At 70.8% G+C, this 20,284-nt stretch carries 20 protein-coding genes; 4 read left to right on the forward strand and 16 right to left on the reverse strand.

Going from position 1 to position 20,284, the window contains the following annotated elements; translation table 11 throughout:
- Positions 1 to 10 precede the first annotated feature (10 nt).
- Positions 11 to 808: an enoyl-CoA hydratase/isomerase family protein gene (locus EZM51_RS07180; protein WP_136707562.1), complete on the forward strand. Its 798-nt coding sequence runs from the start codon at positions 11 to 13 to the stop codon at positions 806 to 808.
- Between the two features lie 22 nt (positions 809 to 830).
- On the forward strand, positions 831 to 1,304 hold the full coding sequence (locus EZM51_RS07185; RefSeq protein WP_136707563.1) for a CinA family protein: 474 nt from the start codon (positions 831 to 833) through the stop codon (positions 1,302 to 1,304).
- Positions 1,305 to 1,343: 39 nt separating this feature from the next.
- On the opposite strand, the gene EZM51_RS07190 is transcribed toward EZM51_RS07185, so the two are convergent.
- The 4 genes from EZM51_RS07190 to EZM51_RS07205 are packed head-to-tail and all read right to left on the reverse strand — an operon-like array spanning position 1,344 to position 4,507.
- Positions 1,344 to 2,102, reverse strand: a complete 759-nt coding sequence (locus EZM51_RS07190) for an HPr family phosphocarrier protein (RefSeq protein WP_136707564.1) — start codon at positions 2,100 to 2,102, stop codon at positions 1,344 to 1,346.
- On the reverse strand, positions 2,099 to 2,758 hold the full coding sequence (dhaL, locus tag EZM51_RS07195; protein WP_136707565.1) for a dihydroxyacetone kinase subunit DhaL: 660 nt from the start codon (positions 2,756 to 2,758) through the stop codon (positions 2,099 to 2,101). Before dhaL ends, EZM51_RS07190 begins: the two co-directional genes overlap by 4 nt.
- Positions 2,759 to 2,762: 4 nt before the next feature.
- Positions 2,763 to 3,755, reverse strand: a complete 993-nt coding sequence (dhaK, locus tag EZM51_RS07200) for a dihydroxyacetone kinase subunit DhaK (protein ID WP_136707566.1) — start codon at positions 3,753 to 3,755, stop codon at positions 2,763 to 2,765.
- Positions 3,752 to 4,507 (reverse strand): MIP/aquaporin family protein, encoded by a 756-nt coding sequence (locus EZM51_RS07205; RefSeq protein ID WP_136707567.1) that lies wholly within the window; start codon positions 4,505 to 4,507, stop codon positions 3,752 to 3,754. Before EZM51_RS07205 ends, dhaK begins: the two co-directional genes overlap by 4 nt.
- A 182-nt stretch (positions 4,508 to 4,689) precedes the next feature.
- On the opposite strand from EZM51_RS07205, the gene EZM51_RS07210 reads away from it, so the two are divergent.
- Positions 4,690 to 5,442, forward strand: a complete 753-nt coding sequence (locus tag EZM51_RS07210) for an IclR family transcriptional regulator (protein ID WP_136707568.1) — start codon at positions 4,690 to 4,692, stop codon at positions 5,440 to 5,442.
- Between the two features lie 3 nt (positions 5,443 to 5,445).
- Here EZM51_RS07210 and EZM51_RS07215 read toward each other — a convergent pair whose 3' ends face one another.
- The 11 genes from EZM51_RS07215 to EZM51_RS07265 all read right to left on the reverse strand — a co-directional run bounded on the left by EZM51_RS07215 (position 5,446) and on the right by EZM51_RS07265 (position 16,352).
- Positions 5,446 to 5,871 carry a TA system VapC family ribonuclease toxin gene (locus EZM51_RS07215; RefSeq protein ID WP_169053816.1) on the reverse strand — a complete coding sequence of 142 codons (426 nt, stop codon included), beginning with the start codon at positions 5,869 to 5,871 and terminating at the stop codon, positions 5,446 to 5,448.
- Entirely contained in the window at positions 5,868 to 6,113 is a 246-nt protein-coding gene (locus tag EZM51_RS07220; RefSeq protein ID WP_136707570.1) for a hypothetical protein, read from the reverse strand. Before EZM51_RS07220 ends, EZM51_RS07215 begins: the two co-directional genes overlap by 4 nt.
- A gap of 53 nt (positions 6,114 to 6,166) precedes the next feature.
- Positions 6,167 to 7,699: a CoA-acylating methylmalonate-semialdehyde dehydrogenase gene (locus tag EZM51_RS07225; RefSeq protein ID WP_136707571.1), complete on the reverse strand. Its 1,533-nt coding sequence runs from the start codon at positions 7,697 to 7,699 to the stop codon at positions 6,167 to 6,169.
- Positions 7,700 to 7,702: 3 nt separating this feature from the next.
- On the reverse strand, positions 7,703 to 9,031 hold the full coding sequence (locus tag EZM51_RS07230) for an aspartate aminotransferase family protein (RefSeq protein WP_136707572.1): 1,329 nt from the start codon (positions 9,029 to 9,031) through the stop codon (positions 7,703 to 7,705).
- 69 nt (positions 9,032 to 9,100) lie between these two features.
- The gene (locus EZM51_RS07235; protein ID WP_136707573.1) at positions 9,101 to 10,252 is read right to left on the reverse strand and encodes an ABC transporter substrate-binding protein; all 1,152 of its coding nucleotides are present in this window, start codon (positions 10,250 to 10,252) and stop codon (positions 9,101 to 9,103) included.
- A gap of 74 nt (positions 10,253 to 10,326) precedes the next feature.
- Entirely contained in the window at positions 10,327 to 11,160 is an 834-nt protein-coding gene (locus EZM51_RS07240) for an ABC transporter permease (RefSeq protein WP_136707574.1), read from the reverse strand.
- Positions 11,160 to 12,029, reverse strand: a complete 870-nt coding sequence (locus tag EZM51_RS07245) for an ABC transporter ATP-binding protein (protein ID WP_136707575.1) — start codon at positions 12,027 to 12,029, stop codon at positions 11,160 to 11,162. Before EZM51_RS07245 ends, EZM51_RS07240 begins: the two co-directional genes overlap by 1 nt.
- Positions 12,026 to 13,000, reverse strand: a complete 975-nt coding sequence (locus tag EZM51_RS07250) for an ABC transporter permease subunit (protein WP_248305507.1) — start codon at positions 12,998 to 13,000, stop codon at positions 12,026 to 12,028. Before EZM51_RS07250 ends, EZM51_RS07245 begins: the two co-directional genes overlap by 4 nt.
- 11 nt (positions 13,001 to 13,011) lie before the next feature.
- Positions 13,012 to 14,028 carry a TIGR03842 family LLM class F420-dependent oxidoreductase gene (locus EZM51_RS07255; RefSeq protein WP_136707576.1) on the reverse strand — a complete coding sequence of 339 codons (1,017 nt, stop codon included), beginning with the start codon at positions 14,026 to 14,028 and terminating at the stop codon, positions 13,012 to 13,014.
- Positions 14,029 to 14,036: 8 nt separating this feature from the next.
- Positions 14,037 to 15,473 carry a dihydropyrimidinase gene (gene hydA / locus EZM51_RS07260; RefSeq protein WP_136707577.1) on the reverse strand — a complete coding sequence of 479 codons (1,437 nt, stop codon included), beginning with the start codon at positions 15,471 to 15,473 and terminating at the stop codon, positions 14,037 to 14,039.
- Positions 15,474 to 15,503: 30 nt separating this feature from the next.
- Positions 15,504 to 16,352: a nitrilase-related carbon-nitrogen hydrolase gene (locus tag EZM51_RS07265; protein WP_136707578.1), complete on the reverse strand. Its 849-nt coding sequence runs from the start codon at positions 16,350 to 16,352 to the stop codon at positions 15,504 to 15,506.
- Positions 16,353 to 16,601: 249 nt separating this feature from the next.
- Here EZM51_RS07265 and EZM51_RS07270 point away from each other — a divergent pair, with 249 nt between their 5' ends.
- On the forward strand, positions 16,602 to 18,008 hold the full coding sequence (locus EZM51_RS07270; RefSeq protein ID WP_136707579.1) for an aminotransferase class I/II-fold pyridoxal phosphate-dependent enzyme: 1,407 nt from the start codon (positions 16,602 to 16,604) through the stop codon (positions 18,006 to 18,008).
- Between the two features lie 138 nt (positions 18,009 to 18,146).
- Here EZM51_RS07270 and EZM51_RS07275 read toward each other — a convergent pair whose 3' ends face one another.
- Positions 18,147 to 20,207, reverse strand: a complete 2,061-nt coding sequence (locus tag EZM51_RS07275; RefSeq protein WP_136707580.1) for an elongation factor G — start codon at positions 20,205 to 20,207, stop codon at positions 18,147 to 18,149.
- Positions 20,208 to 20,284: the final 77 nt, after the last annotated feature.

Raw genomic sequence — 20,284 nt, forward strand, 5'->3', positions numbered from 1 at the left:
CTCCAGCACCATGAGCGACGACGCGATCCTGTTCCACGTGAGCGATGGGCTCGCCCATGTCACGCTCAACCGGCCGACACGGCTCAATGCCGTCGATCCCGTCGCGATCGGGCTCTGGCAGTCGATCGCGCACGAGATCGACGAACGAGACGACATCGGCGCGGTGCTCTTCGACGCGGTCGGCCGCGCGTTCTGCGCGGGCGGCGACGTGGTCGCGATGTCGGGGCTGGCAGCGGCCGAGCCCGACGCCGGCCGGGTCATCCAGGGCCTCGCCGACCGGATCCACGACGGTCACCGCACGCTCCGCGAGAGCTCCAAGCCCACGGTCGCGGCCGTGCAGGGACCGGTGGCCGGCGGCGGCCTCGGCTTCATGCTGGTGGCCGACGTCATCATCGCCTCGGAGGCCGCGACCTTCGCGAGCCGCTACTCCGATGTCGCGCTCACGCCGGACTGCGGTGTCAGCACCCTGCTCCCCGAGGCGGTCGGCACCCGGCGCGCACTCGAACTCACCCTCACCTCACGCACGCTCTCGGCCGCCGAGGCGCTCGACTGGGGGCTCGTGACCGAGGTGGTTCCGGCCGACGCGGTCGCCGCGCGCGCCCGCGAGGTCGCGGACTCGTGGCTCACCGGCGCGACGTCGGCGTTCGGGCAGGCGAAGCGGCTCGTCCGGTCGGGTCTCGGGCGCGCGTTCCAGGAGGCGCTCGATGACGAGGCACGCACGATCGCAGCCGCGTTCGAGACGCCCGACGCGCAGGCGGCCATCGCGGCGTTCGCCGGAGCCTCCCGCGCCGCGCGCCCGCGAGGCTGAGCGGACACGACAGGGGGACGGCATGCAGGATCCGGCAGACGAGTTCGCCGCACTCGCGGCGGAGGTCGCGCGCCGAGCCACGGCCGCGGGCCTCACCGTCGCGGCGGCGGAATCGCTCACGAGCGGCGCGATCACCAACGCGCTCGGGGCGGCGCCGGATGCCTCGCAGTGGCTGCGCGGCGGCGTGATCGCCTACGCCGAGGAGGTCAAGCGAGAGGTGCTCGGCGTCACGGCCGACGACATCACCTCGGCCCGGTGCGCCCGCGAGCTCGCCGCCGGCGTCGCCGGGCTCCTCGGAGCGGATGCCGCGGTCAGCGTGACCGGGGTCGGCGGCCCCGAGCCCGATGACGGCGAGCCCGCGGGCAGCGTCTACGCGGCGGTCACGGTACGCGGCGACGTCCGCGAAACGCACTTCCAGTTCGACGGCGACCCGTCCGAGGTCGTGCACCAGACGGTCCGCGCCGCGCTCGAACTGCTGCGCGACGCACTTCCCTGATGCGCGGGCCGCGGCGGACGCCCGAGCGGCGTCAGGTCGTCAGCTCCGCGCGGGCGTGCCCTCGCCGAACCCGTCGGCGAGCAGCCGCCGGAGCGCGCCGACCGCCGTCGCCGCATCGGGGCCCTGGCCGTCGAGCCGGATGCGGTGACCCTGCTTCGCCCCGAGCGACAGCAGGCCGATGAGGCTCTTCGCCGTGACCGGTCCGGTGCCCGTGGTCAGGTTGGTGACGTCGACGACGGCGTCGTAGCCGCCGACCGCCTGCACGAACATGGCGGCGGGGCGGGCATGCAGGCCCTCGGGGTTGATGAGCACCTCATCGGCCGAATGCGGATCCGGCGCGACCGGCGCAGCGGTCTCGTCGGTCGCGTCGGTCGCGCCGGTGGCCGCCGTCGGCTCCTGGAGCGGCTCGAGCTGGGCGAGCTTCGCGTCGAGCGCGGCGGAGGCCTCGCGGGCGACCTCCGCCAGCGGAGCGCCGGTCGCGGCGAGCACGAGCGCCGCGGTGACCCCCTCGACGAAGGGCCCACCGCTCACGATCACCTCCGCGCTCGACTCCCTGAGCTCGAGGGCCAGCCCGGCGCTCAGCACGGCCGAGCCGAGGTCGGTGATCACGAGCACGCCGTGGTCGCCCGCGACCTCGTCGATGGCGGCGGCGACGGCCGCGGCATCCGTGCCGAAGCGTCCCTCGACGCCCGCGGCGATGCGGATCGCGGGAATGCTGCCGTGCACCATCTGCAGCGCCAGTTCGACCGCCGCCTCCGCGAGCCGAGGACTGTGCGAGACGATGACGAGCCCGATCATCGGCCACGCTCCGCGTGCGAGTCCGCCAGCGCCTGCACGAGGATCGCCGCCGAGGCCGCACCGGGATCGAGGTGGTCTGCGCTGCGATCACCGAGGTAGCTGGCGCGGCCCTTGCGGGCGACGAGCGGGATGGTCGCATCCCGCCCCGCCGCGGCAGCGGCTGCGGCCGACCGCAGCGCCGCCGCGAGCGGCACGCCGTCGGCTGCCGCGGCGTCCAGCACGTCGACGGTCGGATGCAGGGCGTCGACCATGGTCTTGTCGCCCGGCTCGGCGCGGCCCCGAGCCACGACACCGGCGACCCCGGCGCGGAACGCGGCGGCGAAGACGGTGGAGTCGAGCTCCGAGGCCGCGCCGACGTGCTTGGCCATCTCGAGGAACAGCGTGCCGTACAGCGATCCGCTCGCACCACCGACCGTCGAGACGAGCGCCATGCCGCAGGACTTCAGCAGCGCGCCCGCGTCCTCGGGACGCGCCGCCGTGAGTCGCGACCGCACGGCGGCGGTCCCCCTGGCCATGTTCGTGCCGTGATCGGCGTCGCCGATCGCGGAGTCGAGCTCGGTCAGGCGTTCGGCGTGCTCGACGATCTGCTCGTCGAATCGCATCAGCCACGCGATCAGGTCGTCGACCGTGAGGCGGCTGTCCTCGAGCGTCCTCATCTGTTCAGACCCCCCAACGCAGCGCCGCAGTGCCGACCGGCGCGTCCCAGAGTCGGAGCATCTCCTCGTCGGCGCGGAGGAGCGTGAGCGAGCATCCGGCCATGTCGAGGCTCGTGATGTAGTCGCCGACGAGCGACCGGGCGACGGTGACGCCGCGCTGCTCCAGCAGGGCGGCGACGTCGCCGTACATCGCGTACAGCTCGATGAGCGGCGTGCCGCCGAGACCGCTGAGCATCGCGATCACCGGGGCGCCGGTGAAGTCGTGGTCCGCGAGGATCGACGACACCAACTCCTCGGCGATCTCCGCCGCCGGCCGCAACGGGACTCGCTTGCGACCGGGCTCTCCGTGGATGCCCACGCCCATCTCGATCTCGTCCTCGGGCAGGTCGAAGCTCGGCTTCCCGACCGCGGGCAGCGTGGCGCTCGTGAGCGCGACGCCCATCGACCGGCCGTTCTCGGCCACGCGGGTGGCGATCGCGTGCACGGCTTCGAGGTCGTCGCCCGCCTCGGCGGCGGCGCCCGCGATCTTCTCGACCAGCACCGTCGTGCCGACGCCACGACGGCCGGCGGTCCACGTCGAGTCCTCGACCGCGACGTCGTCGGCCACGAGCACCGTCTTCACGGGGATCCCCTCGGCCTCGGCGAGTTCGGCGGCCATCTCGAAGTTGAGCACGTCGCCGGTGTAGTTCTTCACGATGTAGAGGACTCCGGCGCCGGCGCTCACCGTCGTGGCGGCGGCGAGCATCTGGTCGGGCGTCGGCGACGTGAAGATCTCGCCGGCGCACGCGGCATCCAGCATCCCGAGGCCCACGAAGCCGCTGTGCAGCGGTTCGTGACCCGAGCCGCCGCCCGAGATGAGCGCCACCTTGCCCTGCTTCGCCGACGCGCGCGACACGACGCGATTGTCGAAGTCGACGGCGAGGTCGGGGTGCGCGGCTGCGACGCCCTTGAGTGCGTCGGCCAGCACGGCCGACGGTGCGTTGATGAGCTTCTTCATGCGCGGGTCTCCTCTTCGATGAGCGCTTCGGTGAGCGTGGTGCGGTCGGCCTGCGTCCGCGAGATGACGCCGAACAGGACGCCCGCCAGGATGCCGCCGACCACTTCGGCGATGACGTAGACCGGCCACTGTTCCCACTGCACCGTGCCGCCGAGGATCTGCTGCGCGAGCATCGGACCGGTGGTGCGGGCGGGGTTGATGGAGGCGCCGGTCGCCGGAGCCACCGGGATGATGGCGGCGAACACCACGAGTCCGATCACGAGGCCGGCGAATCCCGGCGCAGCCTTGCGATGGATCACGCCGAAGACCGTGAACACGAGCAGGAAGGTGCCGAGGAACTCGGCCGTGAACGCCTGCCAGATCGGGATGTCGCCGTACGCCGCCACGCCGAGGCCGAGTTCACTCGCCTGCGGGCCGAGGGCCCCGACGATGGCGAACGCGCCCACGGTCGCGCCGAGCAGTTGCGCGGCAAGATAGCCCGGCACGTCGCGCCAGGCGAACTTGCCCGTCACCGCGAGGGCCACGGTGACGGCCGGATTGATGTGGTTGCCCGAGATGTACCCGAACACGTAGACCGTCGCCACGACGATGGTGCCGAAGGCGAGCGAGATGAAGCCGAGATCGGCCGGTGCGAACGGCGCGTCGCCCCGAACGAGGGCGAAGGCCGGCACCGAGCCGACGCCGACGAATACGAGGAAGGCCGTGCCGAGGAACTCGGCAGCGAGCCGCTGCCAGGTCCTGTTGTCGTCCATGTTGCGTTCTCCTTTGAAGCGTTGGAACCGGGGAGAGCCCACCGGGCTCGGGAACCGGGTAGATTCGACATTGTCGAACCTCATTCGGCAATACCGAATACTGCACCTTCACCGCCGGCCTGTCAAGAACCCGACAGAATGGAAGCCGGTGCGGTGCCGCGACGACGCAGGGAGGGAGCGCGATGATCCAGTCGATCGACCGCGCGGCGAAGATCCTCGGTCTGCTGCAGGGTTCGCGACGCATGGGCATCACCGAGATGGCCGCCGCCCTCGACCTGCCGCCGTCGACGGTGCACGGCATCGTCAAGTCGCTGCAGTCGCACGGTCTCGTGGCGCAGCAACCCAGCGGCAACCGGTACGTGCTCGGCCCGACCCTCCTGAAGCTGTCGAGCGTCTACCTCGACACGCTCGACGTGCGTGCGCGATCGATGCGCTGGATGCACGAACTCTCGAGCCGCACCGGGCTGGCCACCCGACTGGGCGTCGAGCTGTTCGGGGAGGTGATCGTCATCCATCACGACCGGCGGCCCGACGGCAGTGAGCAGATGCCCGAGACGGGTGTGACGATCCCGAGCCACGCCTCGGCGATGGGCAAGGTGCTCCTGGCCTACGACGCGGCGCACGCCGCGGATGTGCTGTCGCGGCCCCTCATCGCGCTCACGGCCGACACCATCACCGATCCCGATCGCCTGCGCGAGGAGTTCGAACCCGTGCGCCGGGACGCGCTCGGATTCGAGAACGAGGAGGCCGTCATCGGCGAAGCGTCGGTGGCGGCGCCGATCTGCTCAGACGAGGGGGAGGTGATCGCCGCGATCGCGGTGGTGCTTCCGGCGACCGAGTGGCCCCCGTCCGACGCCGTGCTGAACGAGCTGCGCGAAGCGGCCCGCAATGTCTCACGCGAGCTCGGCGCGCCCGCCTGGCCGCCCCGCCCGTGAGGATCAGCTCGGGACGATGATCTCGAGATCGTCGAACCGACGGAAGTCCCGGTCGAAGCTCGCCACCGGGCACGCGTAAGCACGTGCGATCGACGCGATGTACGCATCAGGCACCAGGTTCCCGGCTGCGTCCGCCTCCAGGCAGACCCTGGCGAACAGGGAGAGTCCGTCGGTGAGCCCGGGCATCACCCGGTACCCGACGGCCCCGGTGACCGCGGTGACGAACTCGAACGCCTCCGCGACCGTCGCCGGCACGTCGAAGATCGCCCGGTTCGTGGCGATGCGCACGAAGCCGACCCACACGGCATCGGGGATGACGATCTCCTCTCCGTCGGAGAGCACGCGTTCGAGCCAGGGCCGCGCACGATCGTGCTGCTGGTGGTCTTCCCTGAATGCGGCGAGCAGGACGTTGACGTCGATGACGATCACGCGCGCTCGCCGTTCGCGTCGAGTGCGTCGAACAGCCCGCGGTTCGAGGCCTCGATGCCGGCCCTCATGCCGGTGCCTCGCGTGAACGTCGGCAGGGATATCGGCGCGCGCCTGGCCGAGTCGCGGAGCAGCTCGTGCCGTACCGCCTCTTCCACGTACTCACCCAGTGTCAGGTTGCGCGCGGCCGCCCGCCGCTTCGCTTGGACGAGCAGGTGCTCATCGATGTTCACGGTGGTGCGCATGATGCCATGTTAAGGCATCATGCGCATCACCGTGGAGGCATCAACCGCATCACTCAGTCGTGCTGCGGGAACCCGAGGTTGAGCCCACCGTGGCTCGGGTCGAGCCAGCGCGACGTGATCGCCTTCTCCTGCGTGTAGAAGTCGAACCCGCGGGCGCCGTACGCCTTGGCGTCGCCGAACAGCGAGTCCTTCCACCCGCCGAACGAGTGGTAGGCCACGGGCACGGGGATCGGCACGTTGATGCCGACCATGCCGACGGTCACCTCACGCTGGAACTTGCGGGCGGCGCCGCCGTCGTTCGTGAAGATCGCCGTGCCGTTGCCGTACCGCGAGGAGTTGATGAGTTGCAGGCCCTCCTCGTAGCCCTCGACGCGCACGACCGACAGCACCGGGCCGAAGATCTCGTCACGGTAGACGGCCGACGAGGTCGGCACCTTGTCGACGAGGGTCGGGCCCATCCAGAACCCGTCGGGCTCGCCGTCGACCTCGGGGTCTCGTCCGTCGACCACCACGGTGGCGCCGTCGGATGCCGCGACGTCGAGGTATCCCGCGACCTTGTCGCGGTGCTCCCGCGTGATGAGCGGCCCCATGTCGCAGCCACGCGTGCCGTCGCCGGTCTTCAGCCGAGACATCCGCTCGCTGATCTTCGACACCAGCTCGTCGGCGATGGAGTCGACCGCGATCAGCGCCGAGATCGCCATGCACCGTTCGCCCGCGGAGCCGAAGCCCGCGTTGACGGCCGCGTCGGCCGCGAGGTCGAGGTCGGCGTCGGGCAGCACGAGCATGTGGTTCTTCGCGCCGCCGAGGGCCTGCACGCGCTTGCCGTTCGCGGTCGCCGTCGTGTAGATGTACTGGGCGATCGGCGTCGAGCCGACGAACGAGATGGCGCGCACCGTCGGGTGGTGGAGCAGCGCGTCGACCGCGACCTTGTCGCCGTGCACGACGTTGAAGACGCCGTCGGGCAGGCCGGCCTCCTGCATGAGCTTCGCAAGCCACACCGCGGCCGAAGGGTCCTTCTCCGACGGCTTCAGCACCACCGTGTTGCCGGTCGCGATCGCGAGCGGGAAGAACCACAGCGGCACCATGGCCGGGAAGTTGAACGGGCTGATGATGCCGACCACGCCGATCGGCTGGCGGGTCGTGTACACGTCGATGCCCGTCGACGCGTTCTCGGAGTACTCGCCCTTCGTGTAGCCCGGCATGGCGCAGGCGAGCTCGACGACCTCGAGTCCGCGCGCGATCTCGCCCGCGGCATCCGACAGCACCTTGCCGTGCTCGCTCGTGAGGATCGCCGCGAGCTCGTCGCTGCGGGCGTTCAGGAGCTCCCGGAACGTGAACATCACCTGCTGGCGTTTCGCGATCGACGTGTCGCGCCAGCCGGGGAAGGCACGCGCCGCCGCCTGCACGGCGGCGTCGACGTCTTCGGTCGAGGCGAAGCGCACGCGCTTCTGCTCGACGCCCAGCGCGGGGTTGTAGATGGGCCCGGTGCGTTCGGAATCGCCCGCGACGGATGCCCCGTCGATCCAGTGCTCGACGGTCGCCGTCGTGGCGCCCGACGCCTGAGTCTCGGTCAATGTTTGGCTCATGAGTCAGCCCTCTCCTTCGAGTGCGGTGCCCAGTACTTCATCGTAGATCGCCATGGCCTCGGCGACCTCTTCTGCGGTGACCACGCACGGCGGCACCACGTGGATGCGGTTGTCGGCGACGAACGGCAGCAGGCCGCGAGCGACGAGCGCGGACTTGAGCCGGCCCATCGCCGCGGCCGGCAGCGGCTCGCGCGTCTCCCGGTCGGCGACGAGTTCCATCGCCCAGAACACGCCCTCGCCGCGCACCTCGCCGATCACGGCGTGGCGCTCGGCGAGGTCGGCGAGTCCCGGCCCGATCGCCGTGGCGCCCACGTCGCGGGCGTTGTCGACGATGCCCTCGGACGCCATCGCGTCGAGCGCGGCGACGATCGAGGCCATCGCGAGCGGATGCCCCGAGTACGTGAGCCCGCCCGGGAACACCCGGTCGTCGAACGTCGCCGCGATGGGGTCGGAGATGATGACGCCGCCCACCGGGATGTATCCCGAGTTCACGCCCTTCGCGAACGTGATGAGGTCGGGACGCACGTCGTACCCGTCGAACGCGAACCAGCGACCGGTACGGCCGAAGCCCGCCATCACCTCGTCGAGGATGAGCAGGATGCCGTGCCGGTCGGCGAGCTCGCGCACGCCGGCGAGGTAGCCGGGGGGCGGCAGGAGGATGCCGGCGGTGCCCGGGATGCTCTCGAGCAGGATCGCCGCGATCGACGACGGCCCCTCGAACTCGATGACGTGTCGCAGGTGCTGCAGCGCCCGCTCCGACTCCTCCTCGGGCGTGGTGGCCCAGAACTCGGACCGGTAGAGGTAGGGGCCGAAGAAGTGCACGTGCGAGCGCGCGAACTCGTTCGGAATGCGGCGCCAGTCGCCCGTCGCCACGATCGCCGCACCCGTGTTGCCGTGATACGAGCGGTACGTCGAGAGGATCTTGTCGCGACCGGAGTGCAGCCGTGCCATCCTGATCGCGTTCTCGATCGCGTCGGCGCCGCCGTTCGTGAAGAACACCTTGTGGAACCCCGGTGGCGCGTGACCCACGATCCGCTTCGCCGCCTCACCGCGAGCGAGGTTCACGGTCGAGGGCGCGATGGTCGTGAGGAGCTCGGCCTGCTCGCGGATCGCCTGCACGACGGCCGGATGCTGGTGGCCGATGTTGACGTTCACGAGTTGGCTCGAGAAGTCGAGGTATTCGCGGCCGGCGTGGTCCCAGACGCGGGTTCCGCGCCCGCTCGCGACCACGAGGTTCGAGCGCTGCGACTGGGCCGACCACGAATGGAAGACGTGGTCGGCGTCGAGCTCGCGCGCGAGCGCGTCGAGGTCCTCGGCGAGGTTCTCGGTCATGGCGTGCCTTTCGTTCGGATGGGGTGCCGCGCGGCCGGCGGGATGCACCGGCCACGCGGCATCCGTTCGCTAGTTGCCGCCCTCCTCGAGGGTGACGTCGATGGGCTCGAAGCCCTCGCCGGTGAGGTCGAGGCCTTCGCCCTCGAGCTCGTCGAGCGCCTGCTGGATCCATTCGTTCGACCACGCGGTCGCGGGCGGCTCCTCGGTGATGAGGCGGGCGCCGGACTCGTTGACCGCGGCGAGCGCGCCCGCCACGGTCTTGTCCCAGGCGGCCTCGTCGATGATGCCGATGCCGTCGGGCGAGGGCCAGATGAGCTTGTTGGTCTCGTTCACCATCCAGAGCTCGTGGCTCGGACCCCAGCCGGAGCCGGCGGCGATGGTGATCTCCGACGCCTCCTCGGGGTTCTCGGCGGCGTAGATCCACCCCTTGATGACGGCCTTCAGGAACGCCACCGTGGTCTCCTGGTACTCCTCGTCGGTCTCGAGCCGCTCGGTGTCGGCCCAGATCGCGTCCTGGAGCATGGCGCCCGCGGTGTCCTCGTAGCTGATGACGTTGAAGTCCTCGGGCTGGTAGAGCTCGCCCGTGTCGGGGTTCGCGCTCTCGAGCAGCTGCGCGTACTCGTTGTAGGTCATCGCCTGGGCCGCGTCGATGTCGCCCTGCAGGAAGGCGTTCATGTTGAAGTCCTGCGTGATGATCTGCACGGTGGTCGAGTCGAGGCCCTCTTCGGCCATGGCGGCGAAGATCTCCCACTCGTTGCCGAAGCCCCAGGAGCCGATCTTCTTGCCCTCGAAGTCGGCGACCGAGTCGATGCCCGAGTCGGCCCACGACACCTGCAGGGTGCCCGAGCGCTGGAAGATCTGGGCGATGTCGGTGAGGTTCGCGCCCTGCTCGATCGAGCCGAGCACCTTCGGCACCCACGCGATCGCGTAGTCCACGTCGCCGTTGGCGAGCGCGTCCTGCGGCACGATGTCGCCGCCGGAGGGGATGATCTCGACGTCCAGGCCCTCCTCCTCGAAGTAGCCGAGTTCCTGGGCCGCGAAGTACCCGGCGAACTGGCCCTGCGGAAGCCACTGGAGCTGGAGCTTCACGGGCGTGAGCTCGCCCTCGGCGCCGTTCGTGTCCCCCGACCCGTCGCCGGATGCCGAACATGCGGTGAATGCGAGCGTCGCCGCGAGGGCGAGCCCGCCGACCGTCGCGAGGCGACGTCTGCTGTGGTTCATGTCAGTCCTTTCGAGTTCTCGGTGCGTGTCGTGCTCTGTTCCGCCGCGGCTCGGGGGCCGCGGTGGCTTCGGCGTCAGGGGCGTCGTCGCACCTGGGGCGCGTGGCGTAGCAGCAGGCGCTCGAGGGCGAGCGTCGCGAGGTAGAAGAGCAGGCCGAGGGCGATGGATGCCACGACGTAGGCCCATGCGCGGGCGTACTGGCTCGACGCGGCCGATGTCGAGATGAGCGAGCCGAGGCCGCCGCGCGGGCCGCCGAAGTACTCGGCGACGAGTGCCGAGATCACGGCGAGCGACGACGCGATCCGGATGCCCGTGAGGATGAACGGCCGGGCGGTCGGCAGCGTGAGCGTGCGCAGCACCTGCCCCGATGAGGCGGCGTACGCCTTCATCAGGTCGCGGTGCACCGGCGCCGTCTGCCGGAAGCCGCGGAGCGTGTTGAGGAAGACGGGGACGAAGGACGCGAGCGTCGCGATCGCCTGCCGCCCGAACTGGCTGTCGGCGCCGAACATGGAGTTCAGCACGGGCGCCAGCGCGACGATCGGCACCACGGCGAGCATCGCCACGACCGGGGCGCTCATGCGGTCGACCGCGCGCCAGCGCGCCGCGAGCGCGGCGAGCAGGATGCCGAGGATCGAGCCGAGCACGAGGCCGATGAGGGCGTTGGTGCCGGTGATCAGGGTGGCCTGCACGATGGAGTCCCAGGAGGCGATGAACTCCTCGATGATGGAGGCCGGGCTGGGCAGCAGGTAGTCCGAGACGCCGACCACGCTCACGAGGAACTGCCAGATGCCGAGCACGATGATCCCCACGGCCACCGGTGCGACGATGCGCAGCGTCGTCTCGGTGCGTGGACTCATGCCCTTCGGCCGCCCGGCGGCGGTCGCGGCGGTGACGGCGCCGGCGGACATCAGCGCGTCTCCACTCCGCGCGCGCCCGCGCCGACGGGCGAGCCGCCGTGCAGGGCTTCGCGCACGGCCGTCACCATGTCGAAGAACGCGCGCTCCTCGCGAAGCTCCTCGGTGCGTTCGGCGCGTTCGGCCTCGGCGCCGAGGCGCATCGGCACGATCTCGCGGATCCGCCCGGGTCGCGGCGACATCACGACGACCCGGTCCGACAGGAACACCGCCTCGGGGATCGAGTGGGTGACGAACACCACGGCGGCGCCGGTCTCGGCGGAGATGCGCACGAGCTCGGTCTGCATCTTCTCGCGCGTCATCTCGTCGAGCGCGCCGAACGGCTCGTCCATGAGGAGCAGTCGCGGCTGCTCGGCGAGCGCGCGGGCGATGGCGACGCGCTGCTGCATGCCGCCCGAGAGTTGGTCGGGGTGACGGTCGGCGAAGTCGGCGAGGCCCACCATGTCGAGGAGCTCCGCGACGCGCGAGGCGCGGGCGGCGGATGCCACGCCGTGCAGTTCGAGCGGGAGGGCGACGTTTCCCGCGACCGTGCGCCAGGGCAGGAGCCCGGCCTGCTGGAACGCGATGCCGTACTCCTGGTCGAGTCGCGCCTGCCGCGCCGACTTGCCGAACACGGCGAGGTCGCCCGCCGTGGGCTCGTCGAGGTCGGCGACGAGCCGCATGAGCGTCGACTTGCCGCATCCGCTCGGTCCGATGAGCGAGACGAACTCGCCGGCCGCGACCGTGAGGTCGATCGACTCGAGCGCCTGCACGTGGCCGGATCGGGTCTCGAACACCTTGTCGACCCCGTGCACCTCGACCGCGGGCGTCGTCTGCGTGGGTCGATCCTGTCGAGACCCGCTTGCGTCCTGGGGCTCGCTCATGCGGCCTCCTCCGTTCGTCGGTAGTTCTTGAGGATCACGCCGAGCAGCGCGACCGAGCCGGCGGCCACGAGTCCGAGCACGACGGCCCCGAAGATCGGCCCCCAGGCCTTCGCCGGGTCGCCGGAGGCCTGCCCGGCGAACTGGATGAGGATGCGACCGATGCCGCCCTGCAGGCCCGTCGACACCTCGGCGACGACGGCGCCGACCACGGCGTTCGCGGCTCCCAGCCGGAGGGCCGGAAGCAGGTAGGGGACGGCGGCGGGGAACCGCAGCTTCACGAGCGTCTGCCAGTAGCCCGCCGCATAGGTCTGCATGAGCTCCTCGTGGATCACGTCGGGAGACTGCAGGCCCTTGAGCGCGCCCACCGCGATGGGGAAGAACGCGAGGTAGCTCGCGATCAGGGCGACCGACATCCAGTCCTGCCACTCGAACGCGCCGATCTCCACGCGCGATCCCCAGCTCTTCACCACCGGCGCGAAGGCGATGAGGGGCACGGTCTGGCTGAGCACGATCCAGGGCAGCAGGCCCCACTCGGCGATGCGCCAGCGCTGCATCACGAGCGCGAGTCCCACGCCCACGACGAGCCCCACGAGCCATCCGGCCGCCGCGATCCCGAGCGTGGTGAGCGCGGCGAGCACGATCACGAGCCACAGCGGTTGCGCCGACGCCGAGCGCGTCACCGGCTCGGCCAGGCGCCCGGCCATGTCCCACACGTGCGGCATCGCGAGATCGGTCGTGCGCGGCAGCACCCGGGCACCGCCGATCACGACCCCGTCGGCCGGTCCGAGCAGCTTGTACACCTCCCAGATGAGCGCGATGGCGACGATGCCCGCGAGGCCCCAGAGCCAGGTGGCGAGGCGCCGGCCGCCGCGGGCGCGACGGGGCGGACGGGTGTCGCGGGCGGGCGCCGAGGCATCCCTCATCGCGACATCCGGCGCATCCGTCACTGCGGTCTCCGTCTGCTCGCGCACGCCGGTCTCCGTCACGCCTTCGCCCGGAGATGCTCGGTGAGTGCGGGAATGACGGTCTCGCCGTAGACCCGCAGCGTCTCCTCCTTGAGGTCGTGCTGGAGGTAGCCCGCGAACTGGTCGACGCCGAGGGCCTTCAGCTGCTCGAGCTTCTCGATGTGCTCCTGCGCCGAACCGAGCACGCAGAACCGCTCGACGATCTCGTCGGGTACGAACTCGGTGTGCACGTTGCCGGCGCGACCGTGCTGGTTGTAGTCGTAGCTCTCGCGTCCCTCGATGTACTCGGTGAGCGCCGTCGGCACCTCGCCGGCCTTGCCGTACTTCGCGACGATGTCGGCGACGTGGTTGCCGACCATGCCGCCGAACCACCGGCACTGATCGCGCATGTGCTCCCAGTCGTCGCCGATGTACATCGGCGCGGCGACGCAGAACTTGACGTCGGCGGGGTCGCGGCCGGCGTCCTCCGCGGCCCGTCGCACCGTCTGGATCATCCACGAGGCGATGTCGATGTCGGCCAACTGCAGGATGAACCCGTCGCCGACCTCGCCCGCGAGCTTCAGCGCCATGGGGCCGTAGGCGGCGACCCAGACCTCGAGCTCGGAGCCGCGGCTCCAGGGGAACCGGATCTTCGAGCCGTGGTAGTCGACCGCCCGCGAGTTGCCGAGCTCGCGGATGACGTGGATCGACTCGCGAAGCTCCGCGATCGTCGTCGGCTTGCCGTTGGCGACGCGCACGGCCGAGTCACCGCGTCCGATGCCGCACACGGTGCGGTTGCCGAACATCTCGTTGAGCGTCGCGAAGACCGAGGCCGTGACGGTCCAGTCGCGCGTCGCCGGGTTGGTGACGAACGGGCCGACCTTGATGCGCTGCGTCTGCGCGAGGATCTGGCTGTAGATGACGTAGGGCTCCTGCCACAGGATGTGCGAGTCGAACGTCCACACGTGGCTGAACCCGTGCACCTCGGCGAGCTTCGCGAGCTGCACGGTACGCGACGCCGGGGGGTTGGTCTGCAGGACCGCTCCGAATTCCATGCTGCTCCCTAGATCAGGTACTGGCTCAGGCCGCGCTTGAGGTACCGGCCGTCGCCCTTGGCGCCCAGGTACTCGTCGCCGTCGACGATGACCCTGCCGCGGCTCATGACCGTGTCGACGTGGCCGTCGATCTCGAAGCCCTCCCATGCGGAGTGGTCCATGTTCATGTGGTGGGTCTTCTCGTAGCCGATCGACGTGTGACCGTTCGGGTCGTAGACGACGATGTCGGCGTCGGCACCCGGCTGGATGACGCCCTTCCTCCCGTACAGGCCGAACATGCGCGCCGGCGTGGTGCTGGTGAGCTCCACCCACCGCTCGAGCGTGATCTCGCCGGTGACGACCCCCTGGTACATGAGGTCCATGCGGTGCTCGATCGAACCGATGCCGTTCGGGATCTTCCGGAAGTCGCCGAGCCCGAGTTCCTTCTGGTCCTTCATGCAGAACGGGCAGTGGTCGGTCGAGACCATCTGCAGGTCGTTCGTGCGCAGCGCCTGCCACATCGAGTCCTGGTGGCCCTCGGCGCGGCTGCGCAGCGGCGTCGAGCACACCCACTTGGCACCCTCGAAGGCCCCCCATTCGTCACTGGATGCCCCGAGCTGGTCTTCGAGCGACAGGTACAGGTACTGCGGGCACGTCTCGCCGAACACGTTCTGGCCCTTGTCGCGCGCCCACGCGAGCTGCTCGACGGCCTGCTTCGCCGACACGTGCACGACGTAGAGGGGCGCGCCGGTGAGCTTCGCGAGCATGATCGCCCGGTGCGTGGCCTCCTCCTCCATCTCCCAGGCGCGGGCGATGCCGTGGTAGTACGGGTCGGTCTTGCCCTGCTCCACGAGCTGGGCCGCGAGCACGTCGATGGCCGGGCCGTTCTCGGCGTGCATCATCGTGAGCAGCCCGGTGTCGCGCGACACCTGCATGGCCCTGAGGATCTGCGCGTCATCCGAGTAGAAGACGCCCGGGTAGGCCATGAACATCTTGAAGCTCGTGATGCCCTCGTCGGGCAGCCGCCGCATGGCCTCGAGCGAGGCGTCGTTGACGTCGCCGACGATCTGGTGGAACCCGTAGTCGATCGCGCAGTTGCCGTCGGCCTTCTCGTGCCAGGCCGCGAGCCCGTCTTCGATGCGCTGCCCGTAGGTCTGCACGGCGAAGTCGATGATCGAGGTCGTGCCGCCGTGCGCGGCGGCCCTGGTGCCCGATTCGAAGGTGTCGGATGCCTCGGTGCCGCCGAACGGCAACTGCATGTGCGTGTGCGCGTCGATGCCGCCGGGGATGACGTACTTGCCGGTGGCATCGATGACCCGGTCGACGGATGCCGCGACATCCGTGCCCAGCAGGGTGCTGCCGGGCTCCAGCACGGCCCGGATGGTCTCGCCGTCGACGAGGACGTCGGCGGCGGCGCGACCCGTGGCCGAGACGACGGTGCCGCCGGTGATGAGGGTGGTCGTCATGGTTGTTCGCTCCCTGAGCTTGTCGACGGGCTACGGCTTGGGGATGGAGGTGTACGACTCGGGCCGGCGGTCGCGGTAGAACTGCCAGGCGTTGCGCACCTGCCGGATCATGTCCATGTCGAGGTCGCGCACCACGACCTCCTCCTCGGTCTCCGAGCCGTAGTCGCCGACGATGTTGCCCTGCGGGTCGACGAACTGGCTCTTGCCGTAGAAGTTCACCGCGAGGTCGCCGTACTCGTTGTCTTCGAGGCCGACGCGGTTCGCGGCGCCGATGAAGTAGCCGTTCGCGGCGGCCGCGGCGGGCTGCTCGATCTCCCACAGGCGGTTCGACAGGCCGGGCTTGGTGGCGTTCGGGTTGAAGACGATCTGCGCCCCGTTGAGGCCGAGTTCGCGCCAGCCCTCGGGGAAGTGCCGGTCGTAGCAGATGTAGACGCCGATCGGACCGACCGCGGTCTGGAAGACGGGGTAGCCGAGGTTGCCGGGGCGGAAGTAGAACTTCTCCCAGAACTTGTCGAGGTTCGGGATGTGGTGCTTTCGGTACGAACCGAGGATCGTGCCGTCGGCGTCGACGACGACCGCGGTGTTGTAGTAGACGCCCGGCTGCTCCTCCTCGTAGATGGGCAGCACCATCACCATGCCGAGCTCCTTCGCGAGCGCGGCGAAGCGCTGCACGACGGGGCCGTCGGCGGGCTCCGCGTAGTCGTAGTACTTCACGTCCTCGGTGATGCCGAAGTACGGACCGTAGAAGAGCTCCTGGAAGCAGATGACCTGGGCGCCCTGCTCCTTCGCTTGGCGGGCGAACTGCTCGTGCTTGTCGAGCATGGACTCCTTGTCGCCGGTCCAGGTCGTCTGCGTGATGGCCGCTCTGACGATCGTCATATTGCCTCCTGAGTCGGTCGGCGCCGTTGCCGTCCGCTCGGTGGTGCCTGGCGTGGAGCTGGTGTCAGGGACTCACCGGGCGTTGCGTTGGCGCCGAGAGGGAAATGCCGAGTGGCTGCTCCCGGGGGAACCGCCGAACGAGCTTGCGACCCGTTCTGTTATTGTTCGGCGTGAACATTTCTCTTTTGTTTCACTCTGTGACGCTGTGGTTACTTATCCTGTCGCCTGCTTCGTGAGGAGGCAATGGTCATGTCAGGTATTCATGTGAAACCTGTTCCCGCCGACGTCTCCACGCTCACCGCGCTCGCCGACTTCCCCGACACGAGTCCACGCGGCATCGCCGGGGTCATCGCACGTCTCGTGAACACCGGCGAGCTCGCCGGCGGCGACCGCCTGCCCACCGTGCGCGACCTCGCCGGCAGCCTCGGGGTGAGCCCCGCGACCGTGAGCCAGGCGTGGCAGGCGCTCTCCCGCGCCGGCCTCATCGAATCGCGCGGTCGCGCCGGGAGCTTCGTGCGGCCGACCTCCCCGGGCCGGCTCGCGCCGCGCATGCGCGGCATGGCCGCACCGAACGACCCCGTCCGCCTCGACCTCTCGCGCGGCACGCCCGACCCGCTCCTCCTGCCCGCGCTCGGCCCGGCGCTCTCGCGGGTCTCCGCGCGCGCCGAGACCGGCAGCTACCAGGACGTGCCCGTGATCCCGCCGCTCGCGGCCGTGCTCGCGCGCTCGTGGCCGTCCCAGGCCGGGTCGATCATGGTCGTCGACGGCGCACTCGACGCGATCTCCCGCACGCTCGAGCAGCTGGTGCGGTTCGGCGACCGCGTGGTGGTCGAGAGTCCGGGCTTCCCCCCGTTCCTCGACCTGCTCGACATGCTCGGCGCCGAGGCCGTGCCGGTGCGCCTCGACGAGCACGGCATGCTGCCCGAGGCGCTCGCGCGGGCGCTCCAGCGCCGTCCGGTCGCGGTGCTCCTGCAGCCGCGCGCGCAGAATCCCACCGGAGCGTCGATGACGCCCGAGCGGGCCGACGAGCTCGCTCGCGTCATCCGCTCCGCCCGCGACGTCGACGACCTCGTCGTCATCGAGGACGACCATTCGGGGCTCATCTCCACCGAGGGCGACGTGACGCTCGGCACGTCGATTCCCGACCGCGTGGTGCACGTGCGCAGCTTCTCGAAGTCGCACGGCCCCGACCTGCGCATCGCCGCCCTCGGCGGACCCGCCGAGCTCATGGAGCGCATCGCCGCGCGCCGCATGCTCGGCCCCGGCTGGACCTCGCGCATGGTGCAGACGATCCTGCTCGACCTGCTGACCGAGGGTTCGTCGATCGACGCGGTCGCCGAGGCGCGACGCCAGTACTACACCAGGCAGCGTGCGCTCGGCGACGCGCTGCGCGCCCGCGGCGTCGCGGTCGCCCCGGCCGACGGCATCAACCTGTGGATGCCGGTGCTCAGCGAGCGCTCGGCGCTCGTGCAACTCGCGGCGGCCGGCATCCGGGTCGCCGCTGGCACCCCGTTCCTCGCGGCCTCCGAGACGACGGATGCGCGTGGCCGAGCCGACTTCGTGCGGGTCACGGTCGGCGTGCTGCGCGAGGGCACCGAGGAGGTCGCCGACGCGCTCGCCTCGGCGGCGACGCACCTCGCGGCGGGCGGGTACTGACCGCCGGCCGCCCTGCAGCGGTCTCGGGCCGGCGGTGCCGGGATCTGAGGAGATTCCCGCAACCGAGGTCGCCTCCGAGCGGCGAGCGTTCCTCAGACGGCCGGATGTCCTCAGTTCCAGCACTGCGTCAGCCGTGCGTCATGCCCTGACCGAGCTGGGCGCCTTCGCGTAGCGGTCGGGCGTGATCACGAGCTCGGCCTGTCCACCCGTCATCGACCGCAGGTCGAGCACGTACCGGGCGAGCTCAGCGTCGGGCACGCTCGCCACCACCCGGGCCCGGCCGTCATCCGCCGCCTCCGTCGCGCTCACGCGACCCCGACGACCTGACAGGTCGGTGAGCACCGTGCCCTGCAGGTCGGAAGGCACCGTGACGGTCACGGTCGACACGGGCTCCAGCAGCACCGTGCCCGCCTCGACGAGCGCGGCCTTGACGCCCATCGACGCGGCCGTGCGGAAGGCCATCTCCGACGAGTCCACCGAGTGCGCCTTGCCGTCGTAGAGCTCCACCCGCACGTCGACCACGGGATGCCCCTGCGGCCCGCCGGTGGCGAGCGCGTCGCGCGCCCCCTTCTCGACCGCGGGGATGTACGTGCGCGGCACGGCGCCGCCCACCACCTTGTCGACGAACTCGAACCCCTGGCCCGGCGGCAGCGGCGAGAGCCGCAGCTGCACGACGGCGAACTGGCCGTGCCCGCCCGACTGCTTCTTGAGCTTGCCCTCGGCCTCGGCCGATCCCGCGATGGTCTCGCGGTAGGCGACGGGCGCCGGTCCCGTGTTCACGTGCACGCCGAAGACCCGCGCGAGGCGCTCGACGGCGACGTCGAGGTGCGTGTCGCCGAGGCCGCGCAGCACGGTCGCGCCGCCGGCTCGATCGATCACGAGGGTCGGGTCCTCGGCGACGAGCCGGGCGAGCGCACCCGAGAGCTTCTCGTCGTCGGCCTGCGATGCGGGTTCGAGGCTCACCGCGAACACCGGCGCCCGCCGTGGCCGCGCCGCAGGCCGCGCGCTGCCGTTGGTGCGCGACCAGAGCAGGGAGCCCGTCGGCGACCCGGTGAGCTTCGCGACCGCGCCCACCTCGCCCGCCCGCAGCGCGTCGGCCGGCAGGTGCTCGGCGCCGCGGAGCCGGAAGAGTCCGTGGATGCGCTCGTCGACGCCCGTGGTGGCGTTGCGCAGCCGATCGCTCGGCCGCAGCACGCCCGAGAGCACCTTGAGCATGGACACCTGCCCGACGAACGGGTCGGCCACCGTGCGGAACACGTGCACGAGCACCTCGCCGTCGGGGTTCGGCGCGACCGCGACCTCGGTGCCCGCGTCGCCCTCTCCCACGACGATCCGCCCGTCGTGGTCGAGCGCCGACGGCGCCAGCGCGCACAGCAGGTCGGCCACGCGATCGACGCCGGTGCCGGTCAGGCCCGAGCACACGACCACGGGCACGGCCTCGCCCGACGCCACCTCCCGGGCGAACGTGCGCTCGAGGTCGCGGGCGGGCGGCTCGTTCCCCTCGAGGTAGGCCTCGAGCTGCTCGTCGTCGTGCGAGACGATCTCCTCGGTCACGTCGACGTGCATGCGGTGCTCCTCGGCCTCGGCCTCGGCCGGCAGCGGCGCCTCGTGATGGCGTCCCGACTCGTCGTACTCGAGCGCCTGCTCGCTCAACACGTCGGCGACCCCGTGGAACGCCTGCTCCTCGCCGAGCGGCAGCTCGAGCGGCCACAGGTGCTCGCCGAACGCCGCCCGCAGTTCGGCCAGCACCCGCCGGAAGTCGGCGCGGGCCTTGTCCTCCTGGGTCACCACGACGATGCGCGGCACCCCCGCCGCCTCCGCGGCCGACCAGACGAACCGCGTGCCGGCGGTGACGCCGTCGACCGCGCTCACGACGACGAGCGCGACATCCGCCACCGACAGCGCCGTGTCGACGCCGCCGACGAAATCCGGATGCCCCGGGGTGTCGGCGAGGGTGACCGCATGTCCGGTGCCGTCGGCATCCGTCCAGTCCAGGTAGGCGAGCGAGAGTCCGAGGGTCGTGCCGCGCGCGATCTCCTCGGGCTCGTGATCGCACACGGTGGACCCCTGCTCCACGCTGCCGATTCTCGAGATGGCGCCGGCGCGATGCAGCAGCGCCTCGGCCAGGGTGGTCTTGCCCGAACCCGTGCCGCCCACGAGGGCGACGGTCCGGTGCGTGGGGGTTGCTGCCGAGTTCATGTGGCCTCCCGCTCCGGTGCGGATCTGCGTCGTCCATCCATCGTGGACCCGTCGCGTCGGGAACGCCAGCGCCGGGG

The organism is Agromyces sp. H66 (genome assembly GCF_004959775.1).
In the GTDB taxonomy this organism is placed as follows: Bacteria; Actinomycetota; Actinomycetes; order Actinomycetales; family Microbacteriaceae; genus Agromyces.

What these genes read in the sequence shown, in the direction of transcription:
- EZM51_RS07180 (WP_136707562.1), top strand. Translation starts at nt 11, where the DNA reads ATGAGCGACGACGCGATCCTGTTCCACGTGAGCGATGGGCTCGCCCAT.
- EZM51_RS07185 (WP_136707563.1), top strand. Translation starts at nt 831, where the DNA reads ATGCAGGATCCGGCAGACGAGTTCGCCGCACTCGCGGCGGAGGTCGCG.
- EZM51_RS07190 (WP_136707564.1), bottom strand. Translation starts at nt 2,102, where the DNA reads ATGATCGGGCTCGTCATCGTCTCGCACAGTCCTCGGCTCGCGGAGGCG.
- dhaL (WP_136707565.1), bottom strand. Translation starts at nt 2,758, where the DNA reads ATGAGGACGCTCGAGGACAGCCGCCTCACGGTCGACGACCTGATCGCG.
- dhaK (WP_136707566.1), bottom strand. Translation starts at nt 3,755, where the DNA reads ATGAAGAAGCTCATCAACGCACCGTCGGCCGTGCTGGCCGACGCACTC.
- EZM51_RS07205 (WP_136707567.1), bottom strand. Translation starts at nt 4,507, where the DNA reads ATGGACGACAACAGGACCTGGCAGCGGCTCGCTGCCGAGTTCCTCGGC.
- EZM51_RS07210 (WP_136707568.1), top strand. Translation starts at nt 4,690, where the DNA reads ATGATCCAGTCGATCGACCGCGCGGCGAAGATCCTCGGTCTGCTGCAG.
- EZM51_RS07220 (WP_136707570.1), bottom strand. Translation starts at nt 6,113, where the DNA reads ATGCGCACCACCGTGAACATCGATGAGCACCTGCTCGTCCAAGCGAAG.
- EZM51_RS07225 (WP_136707571.1), bottom strand. Translation starts at nt 7,699, where the DNA reads ATGAGCCAAACATTGACCGAGACTCAGGCGTCGGGCGCCACGACGGCG.
- EZM51_RS07230 (WP_136707572.1), bottom strand. Translation starts at nt 9,031, where the DNA reads ATGACCGAGAACCTCGCCGAGGACCTCGACGCGCTCGCGCGCGAGCTC.
- EZM51_RS07235 (WP_136707573.1), bottom strand. Translation starts at nt 10,252, where the DNA reads ATGAACCACAGCAGACGTCGCCTCGCGACGGTCGGCGGGCTCGCCCTC.
- EZM51_RS07240 (WP_136707574.1), bottom strand. Translation starts at nt 11,160, where the DNA reads ATGTCCGCCGGCGCCGTCACCGCCGCGACCGCCGCCGGGCGGCCGAAG.
- EZM51_RS07245 (WP_136707575.1), bottom strand. Translation starts at nt 12,029, where the DNA reads ATGAGCGAGCCCCAGGACGCAAGCGGGTCTCGACAGGATCGACCCACG.
- EZM51_RS07255 (WP_136707576.1), bottom strand. Translation starts at nt 14,028, where the DNA reads ATGGAATTCGGAGCGGTCCTGCAGACCAACCCCCCGGCGTCGCGTACC.
- hydA (WP_136707577.1), bottom strand. Translation starts at nt 15,473, where the DNA reads ATGACGACCACCCTCATCACCGGCGGCACCGTCGTCTCGGCCACGGGT.
- EZM51_RS07265 (WP_136707578.1), bottom strand. Translation starts at nt 16,352, where the DNA reads ATGACGATCGTCAGAGCGGCCATCACGCAGACGACCTGGACCGGCGAC.
- EZM51_RS07270 (WP_136707579.1), top strand. Translation starts at nt 16,602, where the DNA reads ATGTCAGGTATTCATGTGAAACCTGTTCCCGCCGACGTCTCCACGCTC.
- EZM51_RS07275 (WP_136707580.1), bottom strand. Translation starts at nt 20,207, where the DNA reads ATGAACTCGGCAGCAACCCCCACGCACCGGACCGTCGCCCTCGTGGGC.